This window comes from Frankia sp. R43 (assembly GCF_001306465.1).
Lineage (GTDB): Bacteria > Actinomycetota > Actinomycetes > Frankiales > Frankiaceae > Parafrankia > Parafrankia irregularis.
This window is the reverse complement of the sequence record NZ_LFCW01000003.1, coordinates 545,627-568,212: the sequence shown is the minus strand read 5'-3', so window position 1 is coordinate 568,212 and position 22,586 is coordinate 545,627. Positions and strand designations below refer to the sequence as shown.

The following is a 22,586-nucleotide window of genomic DNA, read 5'->3' as shown; positions in this document are numbered from 1 at the left end:
CGCCACCCCGCCGCCCTCACATCCGACCGGGCCGACGCGCCACCAGCGCCACCCGGCCGGACGGCTGCCGGACGACCGCCACCGCGCCGTGCAGGTCGGTCCGGCCGACGGTGATCCCGGCCGCGCGCAGGCTCGCCAGCGTCGCGGCCGCCGGATGCCCGTACGTGTTCCCGGCCCCGACACTGATCAGGGCGGCCCGCGCGCCCGTCCCGGCCAGGAACTCCGGGATCTGATCAGCGGAGCCGTGGTGGGCGACCTTGAGCACATCCACCGTCACCGCGCCGGCCCGGGCGACCTGGCGCTGCTCCGGCGGTTCCGCGTCCCCGCTCAGCAGCATGGTCACGCCACCGACCTCCGCGAGCAGCACAAGACTGGCGTTGTTCGGATCACTGGCCGTGCCACGCAGAACCCGCTGCGGGCCGATGACCTGCCAGCGGACATCCCCGACCGTGCCGGACGCACCAGCCGAGCCCGAGAGCACCGAGCGGACCCTGACCCCTGCCGCCCGGGCACCGCGCTCGACCTCGGCCCACTGCTCCGTCGGCTCGGGCAGCGGGCTCACGATCATCTCACCCACCGGCAACCGGCCCAGCACCCCGCTCAGACCCGCCGCATGGTCGGCGTGCAGGTGACTGAGCACCAGAAGCGGCACCCGCCGGACCCCGAGATCGGCCAGGCAGGCGGCCATCAGCTCGGGGTCGGGCCCGACATCGACCACGACCGCCGAGCCGGCTCCGGCCCGTAGCACCAGCCCGTCGCCCTGGCCCACGTCGCAGGCCACCAGCCGCCAGCCCGCCGGTGGCCAGCCCGCCAGCCTCGGCACCAGGAACAGGCGTGCCACCAGCAGGCTCGCGAGCGCCACGGCGAGCAGCCGGCGGGTCGGCGGACGCCGGGCCAGAGCGAGGGCCAGCACGACCCCGGCGAGCGCAGCCGCCGCACCGAGCGGCCCGGCCGGCCAGCCGATCGCCGCCCCCGGAAGGTCGGCCGCCCGGCCGGCGACCAGCACAAGCCACCGGCACGGCAGGCCCGCCAGCCGGGCGAACAGCTCGGCCGCGGACGGGTGCAGCGTGGCCACGGCCATGGTGAGCAGGCCGAGCAGGGTGGCTGGCGCGACCGCGGGCGCCGCGATCACGTTCGCCGGGATGGCGACGAGGCTGATGCCACCGCCGAGCCACGCCAGCACCGGAGTGCACGCCAGCTGGGCCGCCGCCGCGACGGCCACCGCCTGCGCGATCCGGGTGGCACCGGCGAGGAGTCGGCGCGACGGCTGCGGCCGGCGCGCCCCAAGCCGCCGCTCGAGCCCGTCACACCAGCCCGGCCCCCAGACGACCATCCCGGCGGTGGCGAGCACCGACAGCGCGAAGCCGGCGGAGAGAGCGAAGGTCGGGTCCAGCACGATGACAGCCAGCACCGCCGTCGCCAGTGCGGCCATAACGGCACGTGGCCGCCCGGCCGCCAGCGCCGCAAGGCCCACCAGCCCCATCGCCGCCGCTCGGACCACGCTCGCGGACGGCCGGGCCAGGATCACGAAGCCGACAAGCGCCGCCGCGGCGGCGAACGCCCTGCTCCGCGAGCCGAGCCGGGTACGGGCGAGGACGACGAGGACGGCACCGGTGGCGATGGCGGCGTTCGCTCCCGAGACAGCGGTGAGGTGACTCAGCCCGGCGACGCGGAAGTCGTCCTTCAGCTCTGGATCGAGCTTCGAGGTGTCACCGACGACCATGGCTGGGAGCAGCCCACCCGCAGGCTGGGCGACCACACTCGCCGCCGTGCGCAGGCGCGCGCGCAACCACCCGGCCGCCCGCTGTGCCATGGGCGGCCGCCCCTGCGGGTGCGGCGGCGCCCGGGCGAACAGGACCGCGGCGATCGTCTCGCCCGGCCCTGGTGGGGCGAGCGTGGCCCGAACCGCCAGCCGCTGCCCCGGCAGGTAGGGCACTAGGTAGCCCGCCCGCCCGACCAGCAGCACGGGAACCGCGGCACGTACCCGGCGCTCAGGGCCGGTGACCGCCTCAAGACGGGCTCGCACCGTGGCCGTTGACGCGGCACCGCCCGGACCTCCCGCGGCAGTGCCGGTGGCCCCGGCCGGCGGCCGCGAGACCTTCGGATCGTCGGTGAGGACCACGACGGCCTCCACTGTCCGCTCGGTGCGGACCAGCGCGGCGAGCGGCCCGACCGCCCTCGCCCGCCCGGCCGTGCCTCCGATCAGCAGCCCCGCCGCGAGGAAGGCGACGGCGACGCAGCCGGCAAGCCGCCACCCGGGCCCGGCAGCCGCGCCGGCCGCCCCGCCGCCCCGCTGCCAGGCCCCGGCGAGCACCGCGAGCGCGCAGCCGGCCAGAACGACGGCAACGCCTCCCAGGAGCTCCCGGCTGGGCACCCAGTAACCGCCCAGCGCCGCGCCGGCCCAGACCGCGCCGGCCGGCACAGCCAGGCGCAGGTCGAGGCGATCTCGAGGCGCGTCCTTCGCGTCGGCCGGAAGACCGACGCCGACCTCCATGACGACGGAGACCATTCAGACCGTCACCAGCGGCAGCAGATCCGCGAGCCGCCGATCCCCGACCCCGGTGACCTCGCCCAGTTGGTCGGCTGACGTGAAGGGCCCGTTCGCGGCGCGCCAGTCGACGATCCGCTGGGCCAGGACCGGGCCCACGCCTGGCAGCTCGTCGAGCTGGCTCGCCGTCGCGGCGTTGAGATCGAGCGGCGCCTGACCGCCACCCGCCGCCGAACCTGCCCCACCCGCCGCACCGGCGGCGGCCTGCCCGCCCCCGGAGGGTGGTGGCGCCGGCCCCGCGCGGCCGTCGACCAGGATCTGCTCGCCGTCGGTCAGGACACGGGCCAGCGCGAGCCCGGTCGTGTCGGTGCCCGGCAGCGCTCCGCCGGCCAGGGTCAGCGCGTCGACGACCCGGGATCCGGCCGGCAGCCGCACCACTCCGGGCCGGGCGACCCGGCCGGCGACGTCGACGACGATCTCCTGCCCGGCGTCGGATTCCGTGCCCGCCGGACGCCCGGACGAAGAGGTGGGCACGGCCGGCGCCGACGCCCCCGAAACCGAGGAGCCCGCGGCCGGCCGCGCGGTCGTCGTGGCCTCCTGCGCCACGAGAGCCGACTGGCCCGGCCCCTTCGAGGCGAGCTCCACCGGCCGGCCGCGCCAGGCCAGCCAGCCGGCGGTCGCCGCGGCCGCGACGGCGACCACGACCAGCACGAGGGCCGCCCGCGCGCTCGGCGCGAGGATCGCACCGCGCAGCGCGGGCGGCAGGCGGTCGGACAGCTGGCGGTGCCTCCCGCGCCGGTCGTGGCCCTCCAGGCCGCGGCGACCACCAGCACCACCAGCGTGACCGGCATCGTCAGGATCCCCCGGAGCTTCGGGACCGTCACGATCATCAAGATCCTCAGGATGAGCCCGACGCCGGTTCTCGACCGACCGGCTGCCCGCCCACTCGTCGGACCAGCCGTCGACGTCGAGGTCCGACCAGTCATCCGACCAGCCGTCGGACCTGTTGTCGGAGCCGTTGTCGGACCCCCTGTCGGAGCCGCTGCCGGACCAGCCGGCGTCCAGCTCGCCGGTGGAGCCGGTGCCCCGGCCCGGATGCCGAGTTGACGGCGGGAACGCCGGCCAGGACCGCCCCAGCGGTTCGGTCACGGCGTCGTCGACGTGGACGGCGGCGGCCTGGCTGGCGTGATCGGCGTGGTGGGTGCCGCCGCCGGCGTGGTGGGTGCCACCGCCGGCAGTGTCACCCCTGCAGCTTCCCTGACGCGATGAGTGCCTGTGCATGCACGCAACGTAGGAACAATCCGGGCACCCCTGGCGCCTGGGCGCCTAACTGTGGACATCCGTTTCTCATCCACAGATGCGGAATGGACCCGCGAACACTTTGGTTGACGGCTCAAGTAACGTACCGAACGAAGCCGGGCCCGCCAGCAGGCTCGGCGGCACGGCGAGCGACACCGACACCGACAGCGACAGCGACAGCGACATCAACACGCGACGACCACCACGAGGAGATCCGCGATGACCGCTCCAGCCAGCACCCCCCTGACCGACCTGACCGGCACCTGGACCCTCGACCCCGCGCACACCCGGATCGGCTTCGCCGCCCGCCACGCGATGGTGACCACCGTGCGCGGCCAGTTCACCGGCGTGCAGGGAACCCTCGAGCTCGACGGCGCCAACCCGACCGCGTCGACGGCGAACGTGACCATCGAGACCGCCACGTTCGACAGCGGCACCCCTGACCGCGACGGGCACGTCAAATCGGCCGACCTGCTCGACGTCGAGCAGTTCCCGACGATCACCTTCGTCAGCACCGGCGCGAAGACCGGCTCCGACGAGGACAGCTACGTGCTGACCGGAGACCTCACCATCCGCGGCGTCACCCGGCCCGTCGAGCTCGCGATCACGTTCGAGGGCAGCTCGAAGGACCCGTTCGGCAACATCCGGGCCGGCTTCACCGGCGCGACGAGCATCAGCCGCAAGGACTTCGGCATCACGTTCAACGCCGTGCTGGAGACCGGCGGCGTGCTGATCAGCGACAAGATCAAGATCGAGCTGGACGTCTCCGCGATCAAGTCGGTCTGACGTCTGGGCCGCGGCCACAGCCCACGGACCGTGGGCCGCGAGTGCCACGCCGCAGATCACAGAGCGCGGGCAGCGGCCTGGAGCACGGCGCGAGGCGCGCACCTCGCGCCGTGCTCCAGGCCGTGTCGTCGACATGTTGCCGAGAGCACGGACGCGGGCCGCCGCGCTGTGGGACCATCGCTCCCGATCGAGGCCGCGACCAGCCCCGGAGCGAACGGATGAAGGTCCACGTCGACTTCGACCGCTGTGCGAGCAGCGGCACCTGCGTCCAGCTGGTACCCGATGTTTTCGAGCTCGGAGACGACGGCTACCTCTATCTCCGTGACGAGGAGCCCGACGAGGACCTCCGAGACGATCTTGATGAGGCCGCCGAGGCCTGCCCGACCGACGCGATCAGCATCCTCGAGGCCTGATCGGGCGGCTGGGCGTTGCACCCGGGGTTCAGCCCAGGCGGGTCACCGCGACCGTCACGCCGAGGGACGTCGACTCACCGCCCGAGTACACGCCCTGCAGGGGCGGCACGTCGTGGTAGTCACGCCCGCGCGCGACGACGACATGCTGTTCGCCGGCCGGCACCCCGTTGGTCGGGTCGAAGGCCCACCACTGGCCGAGCCAGCCCTCGACCCAGGCATGGCTCTGCCCGCTGAGGGTCTCCCCCACCTCGGCGTCCGCCGACGGATGCTGGTAGCCCGACACGTATCGCGCCGGCAGGCCCGCGGCCCGCATCAGCACCAGGGCCAGGTGGGCGAAGTCCTGGCAGACCCCGACCCCCTGCTCCCAGGCCTCGACGGCGGACGTGCGCACCTCCGTCGTCCCGGGCTGGTAGGTCAGTTTCTCCCGCACCCAGTCACCGACGGCGGGCAGGAAGTCCGCGGGGCTGTGGACGGCGGCGAGCTCGCGGGCCGCCGCGACCAGTTCGGGGTGCTCCGGGGTCGAGGCAGTGGGCCGGACGAACTCGACGAACCTGTCCGCGACGGTGTCGTCGGCGAGATCCCGCCAGCTCGGGACGTCCACCGGGGGCTGCGGCGCGGGCGCCGTCTGCACCACCGAACGCCCGGTGACGACGAGCTCGGTGTGCGGGGTGTGCAGGTCGAAGGCGGTGACCTGGGTCCCCCAGTAGTCCCAGTACCGGTAGGTGGACGAGGCCGGCTCGGTCCGTACCGTGGCTTCCAGCGTCAGCTGGCGGTCCCCGGTCTGGGGGATGATCCGCGCCTCGTTGTACGAGGAGATCACCGGGCTCGCATACCGGTAGCCCGTCGAGTGCTCGATCCGGATCTGCCAGCTCATCGTCGTGTGTCTCCTCGTCCCCTCAGCTCCGTAACACTCAGCTCCGTAACCCCCAGCCCCGTACAGCCCAGCCCCGTACAGCCCGGCGCCGCGGCCCACCGGATCCGTGATCGCACAGCGCGGACCCCACAGCCCGGTACGCCGGTCGGCCCGGTCAGGCCGGTACCTCGCTGGCCCAGGTGTGCGGACTCTCCCGGGCGAAGTAGCGGGCCGTCACCGCCGCGCTCACCGCCGAACAGGTCCGCTGCAGCGCCGCGAGCAGGTCGGGCATCTCCGCGACGAGCTCGTCGATACCGCGGAACTCCAGCTCCGTCCGGGCCCGCCCGACGCTACGGCGCGCGGCGTCGTCCACGGTCGCGCGCACCACCCCACGACCGGTGTCCAGCTCGCCCAGGATCTGTTCGGCGAGCGCCAGCGACCAGTAGATGGACCGTGGGAAGAGCCGGTCCAGCAGCAGGAACTCCGAGACCCGGGCCGCGTCCACGGCACGTCGGTAGGTCCGCAGGTAGGCCTCGTGCGCACCGCAGGAACGCAGCAGGCTGATCCAGCTCTGCGAGTTGGGGTCCTCACTGATGCTGGACGACAGCAGCCGGGCGGTCATGTCGACCCGCTCGATGCTCCGGCCGAGCACGAGGAAGCGCCATCCGTCGTCGCGGGCCAGGGTGGCGTCGACCAGGCCGGCGAGCATGGCCGTGCGATCCCGCACGTAGCGGAAGTAGACGTTCGGCCCCATCCGGCGGGCGAGCTCCTCGGTGTGCGGCAGCTCGTTCCAGGTGGCGTTCAGGCATTCCCAGACCTCGCTGGAGACCACGACACGGGCACCGCGCGCGTTCTCCCGCGCCGCCGACAGCGATCCTCGGATGCTCGACGAGTTCGTGGCGTCGTAGGCGAGCACCTCGGTGACATACCGTGAGTCCGCGGGTTCGGTGCGGTCGACGACACCCATGACCGCGAGCAGCTGGGCGCCGGCGGACGTCTCGTCGAGCCACGGGTCCTCCAGCACCCGATGGACGTGCACGTCCAGGATGCGCGAGGTGCACTCGGCCCGTTCGGCGTAGCGGCCGATCCAGAACAGCGACTCGGCGATGCGGCTCAGCACGCCTGCGCCTCCTCCCCCATCGCGCTCGACCGGGCCTGGTTCTGCTGCTCGGACTGCTGTTGCTGCTGCTCGTCGGACGAGTGCGGGCCGAGGTCGGGCCCGGGCGCCACCGACGGGGACGGCCCGGTTCGCCGGACCGGCGGCGCGGTCTCCCGGCCGAGCCGTTCCGGGGCGAGCACCCAGGTGTCCTTGGAGCCCCCGCCCTGGCTGGAGTTCACGACCAGGCTGCCGCGGGGCAGCGCGACCCGGGTCAGGCCGCCGGGCAGCACCCAGATCCGGTTCCCGTCGTTGACCGCGAACGGGCGCAGGTCGACGTGCCGCGGGCCGAGCCGGTCGCCGGCGAGCGTCGGCGAGGTGGAGAGCTTCACGACCGGCTGGGCGATCCAGCCGCGCGGGTCGCCCAGCACCCGGGCCCGCAGCTCGGCGAGCTCCGCCTCGGTCGCCTGCGGCCCGATGACGATTCCCTTGCCGCCGGAGCCGTCCACCGGCTTGACCACCAGCGTGTCGAGGTTGTCCAGGACGTGCGCCCGCTGGTCGGACTCCTCCAGCCGGAAGGTGTCGATGTTGCGAAGAACCGGCTCCTCACCCAGGTAGTAGCGGATGAGGTCCGGGACGTAGGTGTACATCAGCTTGTCGTCGGCGACGCCGTTGCCGACCGCGTTGGCGATCGTCACGTTGCCGGCCCTGGCCACGTTCAGCAGGCCGGCGCACCCGACCATCGACTCCGGGCGGAAGTGCAGCGGATCGAGCCAGTCGTCGTCGACCCGCCGGTAGATCACGTGCACGGGCTGGTCACCCTCGGTGGTGCGCATCGTGACCCGGTTGTTGCGCACTGACAGGTCCCGGCCCTCGACCAGCTCGACACCCATCTGCCGGGCCAGCAGCGCGTGCTCGAAGTAGGCAGCGTTGTAGACCCCCGGGGTGAGCACGACCACGGTCGGGTCGGCGACCTCGGGCGGAGCCGCCGCACGCAGGGCGTGCAGCAGATGGGTGGCGTAGTCGGCCACCGGACGCACCCGGTGCGTCGCGAACAGCTCCGGGAAGACCCGGGTCATCGCCCGCCGGTTCTCGATGACATAGCTCACTCCGGACGGGACGCGGACGTTGTCCTCGAGGACCCGGAAGTCCCCGTTCTCGTCGCGGACGAGGTCGATGCCGCTGACGTGGGCACGGACACCGTTCGGCGGGTCGACGCCGTGCGCCGCGCGGTGGAAGTGCGAGCTCGACAGCACGAGCCGGCGGGGCACGATGCCGTCCGCGAGCACCTCGGCGGGCCCGTAGACGTCCGCGAGGAACGCCTCCAGGGCACGCACCCGCTGCACGACACCGCGTTCGATGACGTCCCACTCGTCCCCGGAGAGCAGCCGGGGGACCAGATCCAGGGGGAACGGACGTTCCTCCCCGAAGAGGTTGAAGGTGATGCCGGCGTCCCGGAAGGCCCGGTCCAACGCCACCTTGCGGGCAGCAAGGTCGGCGCTGCTCAGCGGCTGGAGCGCGTCGTGCAGGGCGGAGTACACATCCCGGGGGCGGTGGGTCGGGTCGAAGACCTCGTCCCACGCAGCCGCCGCAACGACCTCCGCCGCATACCCCTCGAACAGGTCGGCCACGGGCTGCAGCGTAGGGGTTCCGTGTTACCTCCGCATGTCGGCATCGTCGCTGGTCAGACGATCTTCAGCACACGACGCTCCGGTGTCGGTCCGCCGCCTGCCCACTGGCTGCCCGCCAGCTGACCGCAGGCCGCGTGCCGGCTGCGTGCCGGCTGCCGAGCGCCCGTCGGCCATCGGGCGACGCGGGGTGGGCCTCACCGCCGGCCGGCGCCGGGCGTAGGCGAGTATGTACCTGCGACCGATGCGACGATGCACCGAATGACGCGGCGAAAGGCGAACGGATGACGACTCTGCTGGTGACCGGAGCTGCCGGATTCATCGGGTCCAACTTCGTCCGGTACTGGCTGGGCACGCACCCGGGCGACCGCGTGGTCGCGCTCGACGCGCTGACCTACGCCGGCTGCCGGGAGAACCTCGCGGACATCGAGGTGGGGATCACCTTTGTCCACGGCGACATCCGCGACCGTGACCGGATCGAGTCCCTGCTGCGTGAGCACCGGGTCGACGTCGTCGTGAACTTCGCCGCCGAGTCGCACAACAGCCTCGCGATCATCCGTCCCGGGGACTTCTTCTCGACCAACGTGATGGGCACGCAGGCGCTGCTGGAGGCGGCGCGCACGGTCGGTGTCGCGCGCTTCCACCAGATCTCCACCTGCGAGGTCTACGGCGACATGGATCTCGACGACCCGGGCGCGTTCACCGAGGACTCGCCCTACCTGCCGCGGACGCCCTACAACGCCGCCAAGGCCGGCTCGGACCATGCCGTACGTGCCTACGGGTACACCTACGGGCTGCCGATCACGATCACGAACTGCTCGAACAACTACGGGCCCTTCCAGTTCCCGGAGAAGGTCATCCCGCTGTTCGTGACCCGGGCGCTGCAGGGCGAGTCGCTGCCGCTCTACGCCTCGACGAAGAACCGGCGCGAATGGCTGCACGTGATCGACCACTGCCGGGCCATCGAGGCGGTGCTCGAACGGGGCACGGTCGGCGAGACGTACCACGTCGGCAGCGGGATCGAGGCCGACATCGAGACCATCGCGGACATGATCCTCGGTGAGCTGGGCCTGCCGGCGTCGCTGAAGACCATCGTGCCCGACCGCCCCTCCCACGATCGCCGCTACCTGCTCGACTCCGGCAAGCTGCGCACCGCGCTCGGGTGGGAGCCCCGGATCAGCTTCGCCGACGGGATGAAGGCGACGATCGGCTGGTACCGCGACAACGAGTCCTGGTGGCGCCCCCTCATCGGGCGCTCCCCGGTCACGGAGACCGCCTGGCAGAGCTGAGCATCGCGGCCAACCGCCCGGTCGGCCTGGTCCGCAGGGCCTGATCCAGAGGGCCGGATCCAGACCGGCCGGGCGAACGGGCGCGAACACGTGGTCACCAAGAGAGACCACACTGTTACCGGCCTATCAAACGGGTATCCCCCCTCGGCAAGAGTGTTCCCGGCTTCTGATCCCGGGTCGGGGGGAACTGCCCCGTTTCCTCGGCCGCGCACGGATTCCGCTGCGCGCCCGCACGGATCACCGGGAGGCACGTCCGTATCCCGGCTGGTCAGGGGCGTGATGCGCAATGGCAACCGCGGTAACGGGCCCGACCGGGTTCCTCGGCCTCCGTCTCGTCCAGGCGTTGCTCGATCGCGATCATGACGATTCACTGATCCTGCTCGCCCACACCGGATCCACGGCGGCGATCGACCGGCTCTCCTGTTTCCTGACGGCCACCGGCGCCGGACCGCGCCGGACCGAGGAGCTGCTGCGCCGGGTCCGGGTCGTGGACGTCGACGTCGCACGGCCGCGGCTGGGCCTGACCGAGGCCGCCTTCGAGGAGCTGGCCGACCAGATCGACGTCCTGTGGCACTCCGCCGCGTCCACCAGCCTCAGCGGCGAGCTCGCGGACCTGCGGCGGGTGAACGTCGACGGCACCCGGCACGTCCTGGAGCTGGCGGCCGCCGGCGCGCGCCGGCCGGTCGTCCACCATGTGAGCACCGCGTTCGTGGTGGGCCGCAGGTCCGATCCGGTCATCTACGAGGATGACCTCGCCCGGCCCGCGGACGGCTTCGAGACCGACTACGAGCACACGAAGTACGACGCCGAGGTGCTCGTCCACGAATGGTCGGCCGCAACCGGCCGCCCGGCCGTCGTGTACCGGCCGAGCATCCTCGTCACGGACCAGCCGCCGCGCCCCGACCTGCCCGAGCAGACGCTGACGGCCGTCACCCGGGCGATCGTGACGGTCGCCGCGCTGGCCGTCGACCGGGGGCTCGGCACCGGCCCGCAGGACCCGGGCCGCGTCCGGACCCTCCGCATCGTGGGCAACCCCCGTGCCAGCTGGAACATGATGCCGGTCGAGGACGCCGCGCGGGACATGGTCCGGATCGCGCAGCGGGTCCGCCCGCGCGGGGTCAGCACGTTTCACATCGTGCACGGCGAGAACCTGCCGGTCTCGACCCTGTGCGAGCTGCTGGAGAGCCAGCTCGCGGTACGGATGCAGCTGGTCGCCGACTACCCACGGGATCCGACCGCGCTCGAGGAGCTGATCTACCGAATCCCGGGGTTCCCCAGGTACCTGGAACATCGGCACGTCTTCGACGACACCCGGGCGCGGACCACGCTGGGTGAGCGGACGTCCGACACCACGGTCGACCGGGACTACCTGCTGTCCGCGATCGGCGCCGCGACCGCCCCGAAGACTCGCGACGCCCTGGGAGACCATGATCTCGACCAGGCGCTGTCCGAGCGCCTGCGCGCCGCCCTCGCCCCGGAGGGCGCCCGATGACCGGGCGACCGACGACCGGGCGACCGACGACGGGACGGCCGACGACCGGGCGGCCGACGACCGGGCGGCCGACGACCGGCGCGACACGAGTCGGCGCACGTGGCACGGCCCCGGTCGGGACCCGCGGCGCGGCACGGCTCGGGACCCGCGGCGTGGCGCGGCCCGACATCCGCGGCGCCGCACCGGTCGGCCGGCCCGCGTACGGCCCGCCGACCTGGCAGCCGGGGACCCAGCCGGCCGCGTTCACCGGGCCGGAGCTGGCGGCGGCCGCACGCCTGGTACGCGAGCCAGCGCACCTGCTGTCGGTGCCCGGCCGGGGAACCGGACTCGGCCTCGGAGTCGGCGGCCGGGTCGGTCCCGGCCGTGGATCCGGGCCCACGGTCGTCGCGACGCTGCCGCCGCTGTACCCGGAATGGCTGGGTGACCGCTCGTTCACCGAGGCACACCAGGTGCGCTTCCCCTACATCGCCGGCGAGATGGCCACCGGAATCGCCACCACCGGCCTGGTCACGGCGATGGCCCGGGCGCAGATGCTGGGGTTCTTCGGCTCGGGCGGGCTGGCTCCCGACCGGATCGAGGACGCCGTCCGCACCCTGGCCCGGGATCTGGCCGGCCGGTCGAACTGGGGCGTGAACCTGCTGCACTCGCCCGGCATCCCGGTGCTGGAGGAGGCCACCGCCGCGATCCTGCTGCGGCACCCGGTTCCCCGCATCTGCGCGTCGGCGTTCATGACGATCACGCCGGCCGTGGTCCGCTGCGCGGTGGACGGGCTGCGGCGGGCCCCGGACGGGACGGTGGTTCGCGCCCGCCGGATCTTCGCCAAGATCTCCCGGCCGGAGGTGGCCGAGCAGTTCATGTCGCCCGCACCCGTGTCGGTGCTGCGCACGCTGGCCGCCCGCGGTGAGATCACCGCCGAGGAGGCGGAGCTGGCCGCCGGGATCCCGATCGCGCAGGACATCACCGTCGAGGCCGACAGCGGCGGGCATACCGACGGGCGCCCGCTGGGCGTGCTGCTGCCCGCGGTGCAGGCCACCCGGGACCAGGTCGTGGCGCGTTTCGGCTACCGCGAGCCGATCCGGGTGGGCGCGGCCGGCGGGCTCGGCACGCCCCAGGCGGTCGCGGCGGCGTTCGCGCTCGGCGCGGCCTACGTGCTCACCGGGTCGGTGAACCAGGTGAGCGCCGAGTCCGGGCAGTCCGGGCCGGCGCAGGCGATGCTGGCGTCGGCCGGCATCGCCGACGTGGCGATGGCCCCGGCGGCGGACATGTTCGAGCTCGGCGCGAAGGTCCAGGTGCTGCGCCGCGGAACGATGTACGCGGCCAGGGCCGGTGCGCTCTACGACGCCTATCGCCAGTACCCGTCGCTGGAGGCGATCGACGGCCCGGCCCGGGCCAGGCTGGAGCGGGACGTCTTCGGCGCCACGTTCGACGACGTGTGGGCACGCACCCGCGACTACTGGCAGCAGCGCGATCCCGGCCAGCTCGACCGCGCCTCGCACGATCCGAAACACCGGATGGCCCTGGTGTTCCGGTGGTACCTGGGCAGCTCCGGGCGGTGGGCGCTCGCCGGCGACACCGGCCGGCGCGCCGACTACCAGATCTGGTGCGGGCCGGCGATGGGTGCCTTCAACGACTGGGTCCGCGGCAGCCATCTGGCCGATCCGGCCAACCGGTCCGTCGTCCAGATCGCGCTCAACCTGCTCGAGGGCGCCGTCGTGCACACCCGTTTCCAGCAGCTGCGTGCCTGTGGGCTCCCGATGCCGGTCGCGCGGTTCGCCCCACGCCCCCTCGAACCGCGATAGGCCGACGTTCGCGACCAGACGGTGGGAACGGAGAACAGACGGCGACAGGCCGGCGGACAAGGAGGATGACCAGATGTCGGACGCCGAACGCGCCCCACAGCCCCCGATCGCGGTGGTCGGCGTCGGGGCCATCATGCCGGGATCGACCGACGCCGCGGGCTTCTGGACCTCGATCATCCGAGGTGAGGACCTGATCACGACGGTCCCGCCGTCCCACTGGCTGGTTGACGACTACTACGACCCGGACCCGACCACGCCGGACAAGACCTACGTCCGCCGCGGGTCCTTCCTGCCCACCGTGGCCTTCGACCCGACCCGGTTCGGCATACCGCCCAACATCATCCCCGCGACGGACACAGCCCAGCTCTTCGCGCTGCTGGTGGCCGACCAGACCCTTCGCGACGCCCTGGGCGACCGGTACGACTCCGCCGACCGCAGCGGCATCGGGATCATCCTCGGCAGCGGGAACCTGGAGCTGCTGACCGAGGTCTCCACCCGGCTGGGCCGGCCCACCTGGCTGCGGACCCTGCGCGAGCTGGGCTACCCGCCCGAGGAGGCGGAGCGGATCTGCCAGCGCATGCTCCGGGACTATCCGCAGTGGCAGGAGGCCACCCTGCCGGGCGGACTGGGCAACATCGTCGCGGGCCGGGTCGCGAACAAGCTTGACCTGCACGCGGTGAACTACACCGTCGACGCGGCCTGCGCGAGTTCGCTGGCGGCGGTCTCCGCCGGCGTGAACGAGCTGGTCCTCGGCCGGGCCGACATGATCATCGCCGGTGGGGTGGACGCGCTGAACAACCCGACCACCTTCGTCAGCTTCTCCAAGACACCGGCGCTGTCCCCGTCCGAGGACTGCCGGCCCTTCTCCGCCGCGGCGGACGGAACGCTGCTCGGCGAAGGGGTCGGCATGGTCGCGCTGAAGCGGCTCGCCGACGCGCAAGGTGACGGTGACCGGATCTACGCGGTCATCCGGGGCATCGGGTCGTCGTCCGACGGCCAGGGCCAGGCGATCTACGCGCCGGCGATCGGCGGCCAGGTCCGCGCGGTGCGGGCCGCCTACGCCGACGCCGGGTACGGGCCGGACACGGTCGAACTGGTCGAGGCACACGGCACAGGCACACCGGTCGGAGATCGGATCGAGGTGAACGCACTGTCCGAGGTGTTCGGGGAGAGCGGGCGTCCCGATCGGCGCTGGTGTGCGCTGGGGTCGGTGAAGTCGCAGATCGGGCACACGAAGTCGGCGGCCGGAGCGGCCGGCCTGCTCAAGGTCGTGCTCGCCCTGCACCACCGGGTGCTCCCCCCGACCATCAAGGTCGGCGAGCCGAACGCCGACCTTGATCTCGAGTCCGGGCCGTTCTACCTGAACACGGTCAGCCGGCCGTGGCTGCGCACAGCCGCCTATCCGCGCCGTGGCTCGGTGTCGAGCTTCGGCTTCGGCGGCATCAACTTCCACATCGCGGTCGAGGAGGCCCCGGATCCGGTCGACCGGCCGGATGGCGACGCGCCCGCGTCGTCCCGTTCCACCGAGTCGCCCCGTTCCACGGTGTCGACGTCCACGCACCGGTCCTGGCCCGGTCCCGGGAGCGAGCTGATCCTGTTCTCCGCCGAGTCCCCGGAGGATCTCCTCAGGGCCGTCCGCGCGGTCGAGGCGCGCCCGCCAGCCGAGGTCGCCCGCGAGCGTGCCGCGGACTTCGACCCTCGCCACCCCGCCCGGCTCGCGGTGGTCGCGAACACCACCGAGTGCCTCGCCGAGGCGCTCGACCAGGCGGCGAACCTGATCGCCCAGCGGCCAGGGCAGTCCTTCACCAGCCCGCGGGGCGTGCACTACGCCGCCGGCGCGCCGCCATCCGCGCGGCCGGTCTTCCTCTTCCCCGGCCAGGGCAGCCAGTTCAGCGGGATGGGCGTGGACGTGGCCGTGCGCTACCCGGCCGCGAAGGCGGTCTGGGACCGGTTCGGCGACCTGAAGATCGGCGAACCGGCGAACGGTGGCCCCGCGAACGGCAGCGCGGCCGGCGACAGCGCGGCGAACAGCTCGGCGAACGGCAGCACCGCGAACGGCTCGGACACTCTGCGGCGGATCGTCTTCCCGCCACCGGCGTTCACCGCCGCCGAACGCGCGGCGCACCGGGACGCGCTGACCGCGGCCGCGCAACCCGCCATCGCCGCCCACTCCCTGGCCCTGCTCGCGGTGCTGGCGTCCTACGGCGTCGAGCCGGCCGCGGTGGCCGGGCACAGCTTCGGTGAGCTCACCGCCCTGCACGCGGCCGGGGTCTTCGACGCGGACCAGCTCATCCGGCTCGCCCACTTCCGCGGTGAGCTGATGCGCCGGACCATCGCCACGACACCGGGCCGGATGCTCGCCGTGTCGGCCGCGCGCGACGACGTGATCTCCGTGATCGACGGGGCCGGGCTCTCCGAGGTATGGCTGACGAACCACAACGCTCCCCGCCAGGTCGTTCTCTCCGGCTCCGGCGAGTGCCTGGAGGCCATGCGCGAACGGCTCGCCGCCGACGGCGTCACCACCCGTTGGCTGGACACGGCCACGGCCTTCCACTGCCCGCTGGTCCGCGCGGCCCGCGACCCGCTGCGACGATTCCTCGACGACGTGCCGATGCGCCCGCCGCGGATTCCGGTGCACGCCGGACTCGACGGAAGGCCGCACCCCGACGACCCGGAGCTGATCCGCGACCGGATCGCCGAGCAGCTCACCTCGCCCGTGCTGTTCCTGGACGAGATCGAGGCCCTGTACGCGTCCGGGGCGCGGGTGTTCGTCGAGGTCGGCCCCGGTTCCACGCTGACCGGGCTGGTCGGGCAGATCCTCGATGGCCGTGACCACGTCGCCGTCAGCCTGGACCGCCCCGGGCAGGACGGTGACGCGTCGCTCCAGTCCGCTCTGGGCCTGCTGGCCGTGCACGGCGTGCCCCTCGACCTGCGTCTGGTCACGGACGCACCGCGACCCGCGACGCCGACCCGGAGGCCGGTGATGACGATGGAGATCGACGGAGCGAACTACGGGCATCTGGGCATGTCGACCGGGTCACGCGAGGCGCAGGTCTCCGCCGGCTCTGTCACGGTGCCACCGAACGGGACCGGTAACGGGCACTATCCGACGCGCGGCCTGTCCTCGCCGGCACCGGTCACGCCGCCGCGGCCGTCCCCCGCCCCGGCGGAACCGACGCCATCGCCGCAGGCCACGGCACCGCGACAGACCACGGCGTCCCCGGAGACCATGACACCGCCGGAGGCCATGGCACCGCCCGCGAGCACGGCACCGCCCGCGACCGCGGCGTCTCCGGAGCCGATGGCACCGCCGGCGGCCGTGGCACCGCCGGACGCGATGCCGCTACCGGAGCCCGTTTCGACGTCTGAGCCCATGGCGGTGCCCGGCGCGACGGCGGCGCCGGGGGCGATCGACATGCCGGGATCGGCCTGGTCGGCCGCACTCGTCGACGTACACCGGCGGACCACGGAGGCGCACACCGCCTTCGCGCAGCTCATGACCGAGGCGCACCTGGAGTTCCTGCGCATGTCGGGCACTGCCTTCACCTGGCTGCTCGCCGGGCAGGACGAAGCGGTCGCCGGGGACGTCCTGTACACCGAGGCTGCGTCCAGCCCACCGGCACCGCTCGCCCCCGCTCCCGCCCCTGCCCCCGTCCCCATCGCGACACCCGTCGCGGCCCCTGCCCAGGTAGCCCCGGTGCCGGCCGCCCCTGCCCAGGAAGCGCCCAGCCCCACGCCCGTCGGCGCGCCCGCCGGCACCCCGACGAGCGCGGCACCGGATGTGGCGATGCAGCCACCGCAGACCTCCGAGCCCATGCCTCCGCCGCCTGCGGCCGCACCTGATCCCGAGGAGATCGCACGGCTGCTGATCGACACCGTGGCCGAGCGCACCGGTTATCCGGTCTCGGTGCTCTCGCTGGACATGGAGATGGAGAACGACCTCGGCATCGACTCGCTGAAGAAGATCGAGATCCTGTCCGCGCTGCGCCAGCACGCGGGCGACGCGGTGCTCGACATGAGCGAGGGCGACAACATCGCCGAGCTGGGCGCGGCCCGGACACTGCGCGACGTGGTGGAGCTGATCCGCCGGCACATCGACGAGGCTGCCGGGGGCGAGGCCGGAGCCGGGGATGAGGCCGGAGCCGCGGCCGGTACCAGCCCGCTGGCGAACGAGGCGGCCGGCGGCCAGAACGTCCAGGTGGGGCAGCCGACCGGGCAGCAGCCGGCCCCCGACGACCCGGCCGCACCGGCCGCCGGGGGTGAGGCCCCCTTTCGAGGCGGCGCGCCAACCGGTCAGGGCGGAGGCGGATCCGACGACGCGGCCGGGCTGACCGCCTCGGTCGAGGCGGTCGTCCGGGCACCGGCTCCCGGACTGGCGCTGCCGGGGCTGGGCCTGGGACCCCTGGTGATCGTCGACGGCGGGAGCGGGGTGGCCGCACCGCTGGCGGACCGGCTGCGGGCGGCCGGCCTCGACGTGACGGTCCGGGGCGGTGACCAGCCGAAGCCGGACGGCACGTCACCCCCGGGCAATGAGCTGTCCCCGGACGGCATGCTGCCCGCCGAGACCGGTGGCCTGATCCTGCTCGGCGCGCTGGCCGAGCTCGGCGCCACCCAGCCGGCACAGCCGGCGGCGGTGGCGGCCCTGGCGGTTCAGGAGGAGTCCTTCCGCTGGGTGCGCGCGGCCGCCGCCACCGCCGTGGCCCGCGCCGGCGTCCTCGTGACCGTCCAGGACACCGGTGGCGACTTCGGGCTGTCCGGCCGCCACGGCGACCGGGCCTGGCTCGGCGGTCTGGCCGCGTTGGCCCGCGCCGCGGGCACCGAGTGGCCGGAGGCTTCGGTGAAGGCCATCGACTGTGAGCGGGGTGGGCGGGACGCCGGCCAGGTGGCCGCCGCCATCGCGCAGGAGCTGCTCTGGGGCGGCGCCGAACGGGATGTCGGGCTGTCGGCCGGCGGCACCCGCGTCGCCGCCCGGACGGTGCCGGCCCCGCTCGCGACGTCCGGCGCAGGCCGGACCGGGGCGAGCCCGCAGGCGGGGCTGCGCCTCGGCCCCGACTCGGTGGTGGTCGCCACCGGCGGGGCTCGCGGGATCACCGCCGCCGCCATGCTGGAACTGGCGCGGCGCTACCGCCCACGGCTGGCGCTGCTGGGTCGCACCAGGCTGACGGACGAGCCGGCGGGCCTGGCGGCGGCGACGGACGAGGCCGGGCTGATCCAGCTGTTGGCGTCCCAGCGCGGTCCGGAGGTGGGACCGGCGCGGATCCGCGCCGAGGCACGCGAGGTGCTCGCCGTCCGCGAGGTGCGTGCCACCCTCGCCGCGCTGGCGGAGCTCGGCGTCCCGGCCCGCTACCTGGTCGCCGACGTGCGCGACGCCGACGCGGTGTCGGCGGCGCTCGGCGAGATCCGGCGGGAGTGGGGGCCGGTGACCGCGTTCGTCCACGGTGCCGGAACCCTCGCGGACAAGCTCATCCCCGACAAGTCGGACGAGGCGTTCCACCGGGTTCTCGCCACGAAGGCCGGTGGCCTGCTGACCATGCTCACCCAGCTGCGCGACGACCCACTCGACCTGATCTGCCTGTTCTCCTCGGTGACCGGCTGGTTCGGGAACGCCGGCCAGTGCGACTACGCGATGGCCAACGCCACTGTGGATCAGGTGGCCTCGGTGCTCGCGGCGGGCGGGGAGGCCGCGCGACCCGGCGACAGCCGGGCGGGCGATCAGTCGGGTGATCGGGCGGGCGATCGCGGCGATCGGGTGGTCCGGTCGATCGCCTGGGGGCCGTGGGCCGGGGGCATGGTCGACCCGCTGCTCGCCGGCGTCTTCGCCCAGGCCGGTGTCGCGGCCATCCCGGTCGCCCGGGGCGCCGCCGCCTTCGCCGACGAGATCGCCCGGCACCGGCCGGATCCCCGGATCATGATCGCCGCGTCGGGCCCCAACGCCACCGCCGTTGATCATCTGGACGTCCTCGACCGGTCCGACGACACGGCCGACGGTGCCGGCTGGGCGAGGGCCGGGCTGCTGGGGCAGGTCACCGTGCGCCGGCAGACCCATTCCTGGCTTTCGGACCACAGCCCGGCCGGCACGGCGGTGGCGCCGCTGGCGCTGGCCCTCGACTGGCTGGCGCGGGGGGCACGGGCCAGCACCCGTGACGTCGAGTCCGGCCTGCTCCTGCGGGATCTGCGGGTGCTGCGCAAGGCCTCGCTCCCCCACCTGGCCGACCAGGGCCACCACCTGCTGGTCCGCGCCGACACGGCCGACGCGGCCGGCGCACCCGAGCGGGCGGGCACGCCCGGCCCGCCGGAGCTGGTCCTGCGGCTGTACGGCGATGACGGCGCGCCCCGGTACTCCGCGCGGCTGACCCGCCAGCCCGACCGCCGACGCGGGCCGTCCGGGCCGTCCGGGGCGGCCGGCTCCGCCGACGGTTCCTGGCCGACTCCGGACGGACTGATCCCCGGCGGCCCGGATCAGGACCAGACCCGCATCTACGCCCAGGACGCCCTCTTCCACGGCCCCCGCTTCCAGGCCATCACCCAGATGACGGCCATGTCCGAACAGGGCGCGGAGGCCGTCGTCGTCGGGGTCGACGCGCTGGACTGGGGCGGCGGCGCCGACTGGTACCTCGACGTCGCGGCCCTGGACGGCGGGATGCAGCTCGCCGGTGTCTGGGCCTGGCGGGTGCTCGGCGGCGCCCTGCCGGTGGCCGTCCGGGAGTGCCGCATCCACCAGCCCGGCCTGCTGACCCGGCCGGCCCGCGCGGTCGTGCTGGCGGCGGGGATGAACGGCGACAGCGTCACCTTCTGCGATGTCGCGGTCGTCGACGACGACGGTGCCGCCCGGATCGAGCTGATCGGCGTGGAGCTGGTCCTGCGGCCCGACCGGGTGAAAACCGCCCAGGGGGTCCGCCCGCGGGCCTAGTCGACGACGCGCAGCGCGGCCGGGACGTCCATCCGGCGCACGCGCCGCGCGGCCAGCAGGGGGGCCGCCGCCACCGTCAGCACCCCGAGCAGCAGGCTGGTGGCCACCGTCCGCGCGGACAGGGTCGCCGGGATCCCGAGGTCGGGCAGGGTCTCGGCGACCAGCACCTCGACCGTGTACCGAAGCGCCCAGTAGCCGGCGAGCAGGCCCAGCAGCGTCCCGAGCAGGCCGACCAGCGCGCTCTCGGCCACGGTCAGGCCGAGCACGGTGCGCTCCGGCAGGCCGAACGCGAGCATGGTCGCATGCTCGCGGCGGCGCTCCTCCATCGCGATGGTCATCGCGTTGTAGGCGATGAGCAGGGCGAGCAGGAGCACGATGAGCTCGGCGATCCGCAGGATGCCGACGAAGTTGCGCAACAGCGCGCGGATCTCCTCGGTACTCGCTGTGGCCGGCACGACGGCGCCCACCCCCGGGACGGCGAGGACCGCCCGGGTCGTCGCGTTCTCGTCATAGCCGGGCGCGGGCCGGACCATCAGCGAGTTCGTCACACCGGTCAGGTTGAACGCACCGGCGGACCCACTGTCGAGGAACACCACCGAACGCACCGGGAACGCGTGGATACCGGCCACCCGCAGCGGCGTGTCGACGGTCCGCAGCCCGCCGTCGACCCGGGCCGGATGACGCAGTGTCACCGTGTCCCCGGGCTCGACGCCCAGGTCCTCGGCGGCCTTCTGGGCGATGAGCAGTCCGCCGGTGGGCCCGCCGTCGGTCACTCGAGGGGTCCACATCGCGTGGTCGTAGGCGAAGACGTAGGTGAGCACGTTCACGCCGGCACCAGCGCCCGTACTCGCACCAGGCCCAGCGCCGGCACCGGACGGCAGCAGCTGCCCCGGGAGTGCCAGGCCGGCGTCGACCTCCGCGACCGCGGGCAGGCGGCGGACGGCGGCGACGGTCGGCCCGTCCACCGGTTCCACCTCGGGCAGCGTCACCCGCAGGCGGTCCGCGGCGCCGGTGGTCAGCTCCGCCTCGGCGCTGTCGGTCGTCCGGTTGAACGTGTCGAGCTGACCGGTGAAGACGACCAGGGCGGTGATGGCCGCGGCGATGCCCAGGGCGGTCAGCAGCGTCCGGCGCGGGGTACGGGCCAGGTTGCGCACCGGCATCCGCCGAATGCTCCCGCCGGGAGACGGCAGCCGCCGCACGGCCCGCACCAGCGCGCTGGAGCGGCCGGCGACCGCGCTGACCCGGATCGCGTCGACCGGCTCGGAACGCACCACCCGCAGGACCGGCCCGACGGCGGCGAGCAGGGGAAGCAGCAGCCCGATGACCGCGGCGCGGGCGAAGATGGCGGGCTGGAAGTCGGTGTGCCAGTGGGGCAGCGGGCCGATGTCACGCATCAGCGAGCCCATGGCCGCGGCGACCAGGAGGCCGACGCCGAGGCCGGCGACGACACCGAGCACCGCCACCTGCACGCCGAGCAGCAGTGGCCGCAGCGCGAGCAGGCCGGGACGCACACCGAGCGCCATGGCGATGCCGATCTCCCGCCGCTGGGCGTCGACCGCCCGGCCGACCAGGTTGAACGCGGCGAAGACCGCACCGGCCAGCACGAGGACGGCCAGCACGTCCCACAGCCGCTGGTCGCTGTCGATCGCGTCGTAGAGGAGCTGGTAGGACGCCAGTTCGTCCCGGTTCGTGACGGTCGCACTGACGTCCGGGAAGCTCGCGGCCAGCGCTGCGGACAGCTGCGCCCGCACGGCGTCGACGTCGGTGCCCGGGCGGACGGTGAGCACCACGTCGTTGACCCGGCCCGGCAGGCCGGCCAGGCGCTGCGCGGTCGGGAGCGAGGTGAACAGCGCGGCGAACCCGGTCTGGGTGATCAGGCCCGGCTGCTCCCCCGGCAGGACGAAGTACTCGGGCGACTGGCCCTGCCCGACATAGGTGACCTCGGTGCCGCCGCTGATCCGGACGGTTCCGGTCGGCGGCAGGTGGTTCGCCCGCCCGAACGTGCGATCCAGCACGCCGACGGGCCGTCCGCCCGCGGCCGCGGACGCGGCCGCACCGCCCGCGGACACACCGAGCCCGTGGCCGGCCTCGACCCCGACGGAGTCGACCGGCGGCGACGCGGTCAGGTCGGTCCCGACGACCTCACCACGCGCGAGGACGTCCTGCCCACCGGCGGTGACCTCGACCTCCGTCGGGAAGATCAGCCGCTCGGCGACGCCGGCCACATCCGGCTCGCTCGGCAGGGAGCGGACGAGACCGGCGAGCCGGCCCTGCTCGACCGTGCTCCCGGCGTCCAGGTGCACGCGCAGGTCGTGGACGTGGAGCTGGGCGAAGCTGGCGTCGTAGGACTGCCGCCGCCACTGCGAGGAGCTGGACAGCCCGGCGTACAGGCCGGTGCCGAGACCGATCGTGACGGCGAGCGCGAGCACCAGCAGCCAGCGCTGGCGCAGGTCCCGCCACGACCAGCGCAGCCACAGGGCCACCGACCCGGCCGCCGCCGACCGGTCCCCCGTCGATCCGACCCCCACGGCAG

Annotated in this window: 13 protein-coding genes; 6 read left to right on the top strand and 7 right to left on the bottom strand. The window is 73.9% G+C overall.

The window, feature by feature from the left end:
• Positions 1-16: 16 nt before the first annotated feature.
• The 3 genes from ACG83_RS15925 to ACG83_RS45420 form a co-directional block, all read right to left on the bottom strand.
• Positions 17-2,509, bottom strand: a complete 2,493-nt coding sequence (locus tag ACG83_RS15925; RefSeq protein ID WP_054566970.1) for a ComEC/Rec2 family competence protein — start codon at positions 2,507-2,509, stop codon at positions 17-19.
• Entirely contained in the window at positions 2,510-3,769 is a 1,260-nt protein-coding gene (locus ACG83_RS42425; RefSeq protein WP_083473281.1) for a ComEA family DNA-binding protein, read from the bottom strand.
• 66 nt (positions 3,770-3,835) lie between these two features.
• Positions 3,836-3,979 carry a hypothetical protein gene (locus ACG83_RS45420; protein WP_161934767.1) on the bottom strand — a complete coding sequence of 48 codons (144 nt, stop codon included), beginning with the start codon at positions 3,977-3,979 and terminating at the stop codon, positions 3,836-3,838.
• Positions 3,980-4,006: 27 nt separating this feature from the next.
• Here ACG83_RS45420 and ACG83_RS15915 point away from each other — a divergent pair, with 27 nt between their 5' ends.
• Entirely contained in the window at positions 4,007-4,573 is a 567-nt protein-coding gene (locus ACG83_RS15915) for a YceI family protein (RefSeq protein ID WP_006538890.1), read from the top strand.
• 218 nt (positions 4,574-4,791) lie between these two features.
• The gene (locus ACG83_RS15910; protein WP_054566969.1) at positions 4,792-4,986 is read left to right on the top strand and encodes a ferredoxin; all 195 of its coding nucleotides are present in this window, start codon (positions 4,792-4,794) and stop codon (positions 4,984-4,986) included.
• A gap of 28 nt (positions 4,987-5,014) precedes the next feature.
• Here ACG83_RS15910 and ACG83_RS15905 read toward each other — a convergent pair whose 3' ends face one another.
• The 3 genes from ACG83_RS15905 to ACG83_RS15895 form a co-directional block, all read right to left on the bottom strand.
• Positions 5,015-5,860, bottom strand: coding sequence for a transglutaminase family protein (locus ACG83_RS15905; protein ID WP_054566968.1), 846 nt, complete (start codon positions 5,858-5,860; stop codon positions 5,015-5,017).
• Between the two features lie 154 nt (positions 5,861-6,014).
• On the bottom strand, positions 6,015-6,959 hold the full coding sequence (locus ACG83_RS15900) for an alpha-E domain-containing protein (protein WP_054566967.1): 945 nt from the start codon (positions 6,957-6,959) through the stop codon (positions 6,015-6,017).
• Entirely contained in the window at positions 6,953-8,566 is a 1,614-nt protein-coding gene (locus ACG83_RS15895; protein ID WP_054566966.1) for a circularly permuted type 2 ATP-grasp protein, read from the bottom strand. The genes ACG83_RS15900 and ACG83_RS15895 overlap by 7 nt, the downstream gene beginning before the upstream one ends.
• Positions 8,567-8,847: 281 nt before the next feature.
• Between ACG83_RS15895 and rfbB the strand changes: the two genes are divergently transcribed.
• From rfbB to ACG83_RS15875, 4 genes are all read left to right on the top strand, one after another.
• Entirely contained in the window at positions 8,848-9,852 is a 1,005-nt protein-coding gene (gene rfbB / locus ACG83_RS15890) for a dTDP-glucose 4,6-dehydratase (RefSeq protein ID WP_054566965.1), read from the top strand.
• A 286-nt stretch (positions 9,853-10,138) separates the two neighbouring features.
• Positions 10,139-11,344: an SDR family oxidoreductase gene (locus tag ACG83_RS15885; protein WP_054566964.1), complete on the top strand. Its 1,206-nt coding sequence runs from the start codon at positions 10,139-10,141 to the stop codon at positions 11,342-11,344.
• Positions 11,341-13,143 (top strand): PfaD family polyunsaturated fatty acid/polyketide biosynthesis protein, encoded by a 1,803-nt coding sequence (locus tag ACG83_RS15880; protein WP_116437362.1) that lies wholly within the window; start codon positions 11,341-11,343, stop codon positions 13,141-13,143. The genes ACG83_RS15885 and ACG83_RS15880 overlap by 4 nt, the downstream gene beginning before the upstream one ends.
• Before the next feature lie 73 nt (positions 13,144-13,216).
• Complete coding sequence (locus tag ACG83_RS15875; RefSeq protein WP_054566963.1) at positions 13,217-20,053, top strand: type I polyketide synthase; 6,837 nt, start codon at positions 13,217-13,219, stop codon at positions 20,051-20,053.
• Here ACG83_RS15875 and ACG83_RS15870 read toward each other — a convergent pair.
• Positions 20,050-22,581 carry an ABC transporter permease gene (locus tag ACG83_RS15870; protein ID WP_083473280.1) on the bottom strand — a complete coding sequence of 844 codons (2,532 nt, stop codon included), beginning with the start codon at positions 22,579-22,581 and terminating at the stop codon, positions 20,050-20,052. The two genes, ACG83_RS15875 and ACG83_RS15870, sit on opposite strands and share 4 nt — an antisense overlap.
• Positions 22,582-22,586 lie beyond the last annotated feature (5 nt).

Excerpts from the sequence above, each read along its gene's own strand:
- ACG83_RS15925 (WP_054566970.1), bottom strand. The coding sequence starts at position 2,509 with ATGGTCTCCGTCGTCATGGAGGTCGGCGTCGGTCTTCCGGCCGACGCG.
- ACG83_RS42425 (WP_083473281.1), bottom strand. The coding sequence starts at position 3,769 with ATGCACAGGCACTCATCGCGTCAGGGAAGCTGCAGGGGTGACACTGCC.
- ACG83_RS15915 (WP_006538890.1), top strand. The coding sequence starts at position 4,007 with ATGACCGCTCCAGCCAGCACCCCCCTGACCGACCTGACCGGCACCTGG.
- ACG83_RS15910 (WP_054566969.1), top strand. The coding sequence starts at position 4,792 with ATGAAGGTCCACGTCGACTTCGACCGCTGTGCGAGCAGCGGCACCTGC.
- ACG83_RS15905 (WP_054566968.1), bottom strand. The coding sequence starts at position 5,860 with ATGAGCTGGCAGATCCGGATCGAGCACTCGACGGGCTACCGGTATGCG.
- rfbB (WP_054566965.1), top strand. The coding sequence starts at position 8,848 with ATGACGACTCTGCTGGTGACCGGAGCTGCCGGATTCATCGGGTCCAAC.
- ACG83_RS15885 (WP_054566964.1), top strand. The coding sequence starts at position 10,139 with ATGGCAACCGCGGTAACGGGCCCGACCGGGTTCCTCGGCCTCCGTCTC.
- ACG83_RS15880 (WP_116437362.1), top strand. The coding sequence starts at position 11,341 with ATGACCGGGCGACCGACGACCGGGCGACCGACGACGGGACGGCCGACG.
- ACG83_RS15875 (WP_054566963.1), top strand. The coding sequence starts at position 13,217 with ATGTCGGACGCCGAACGCGCCCCACAGCCCCCGATCGCGGTGGTCGGC.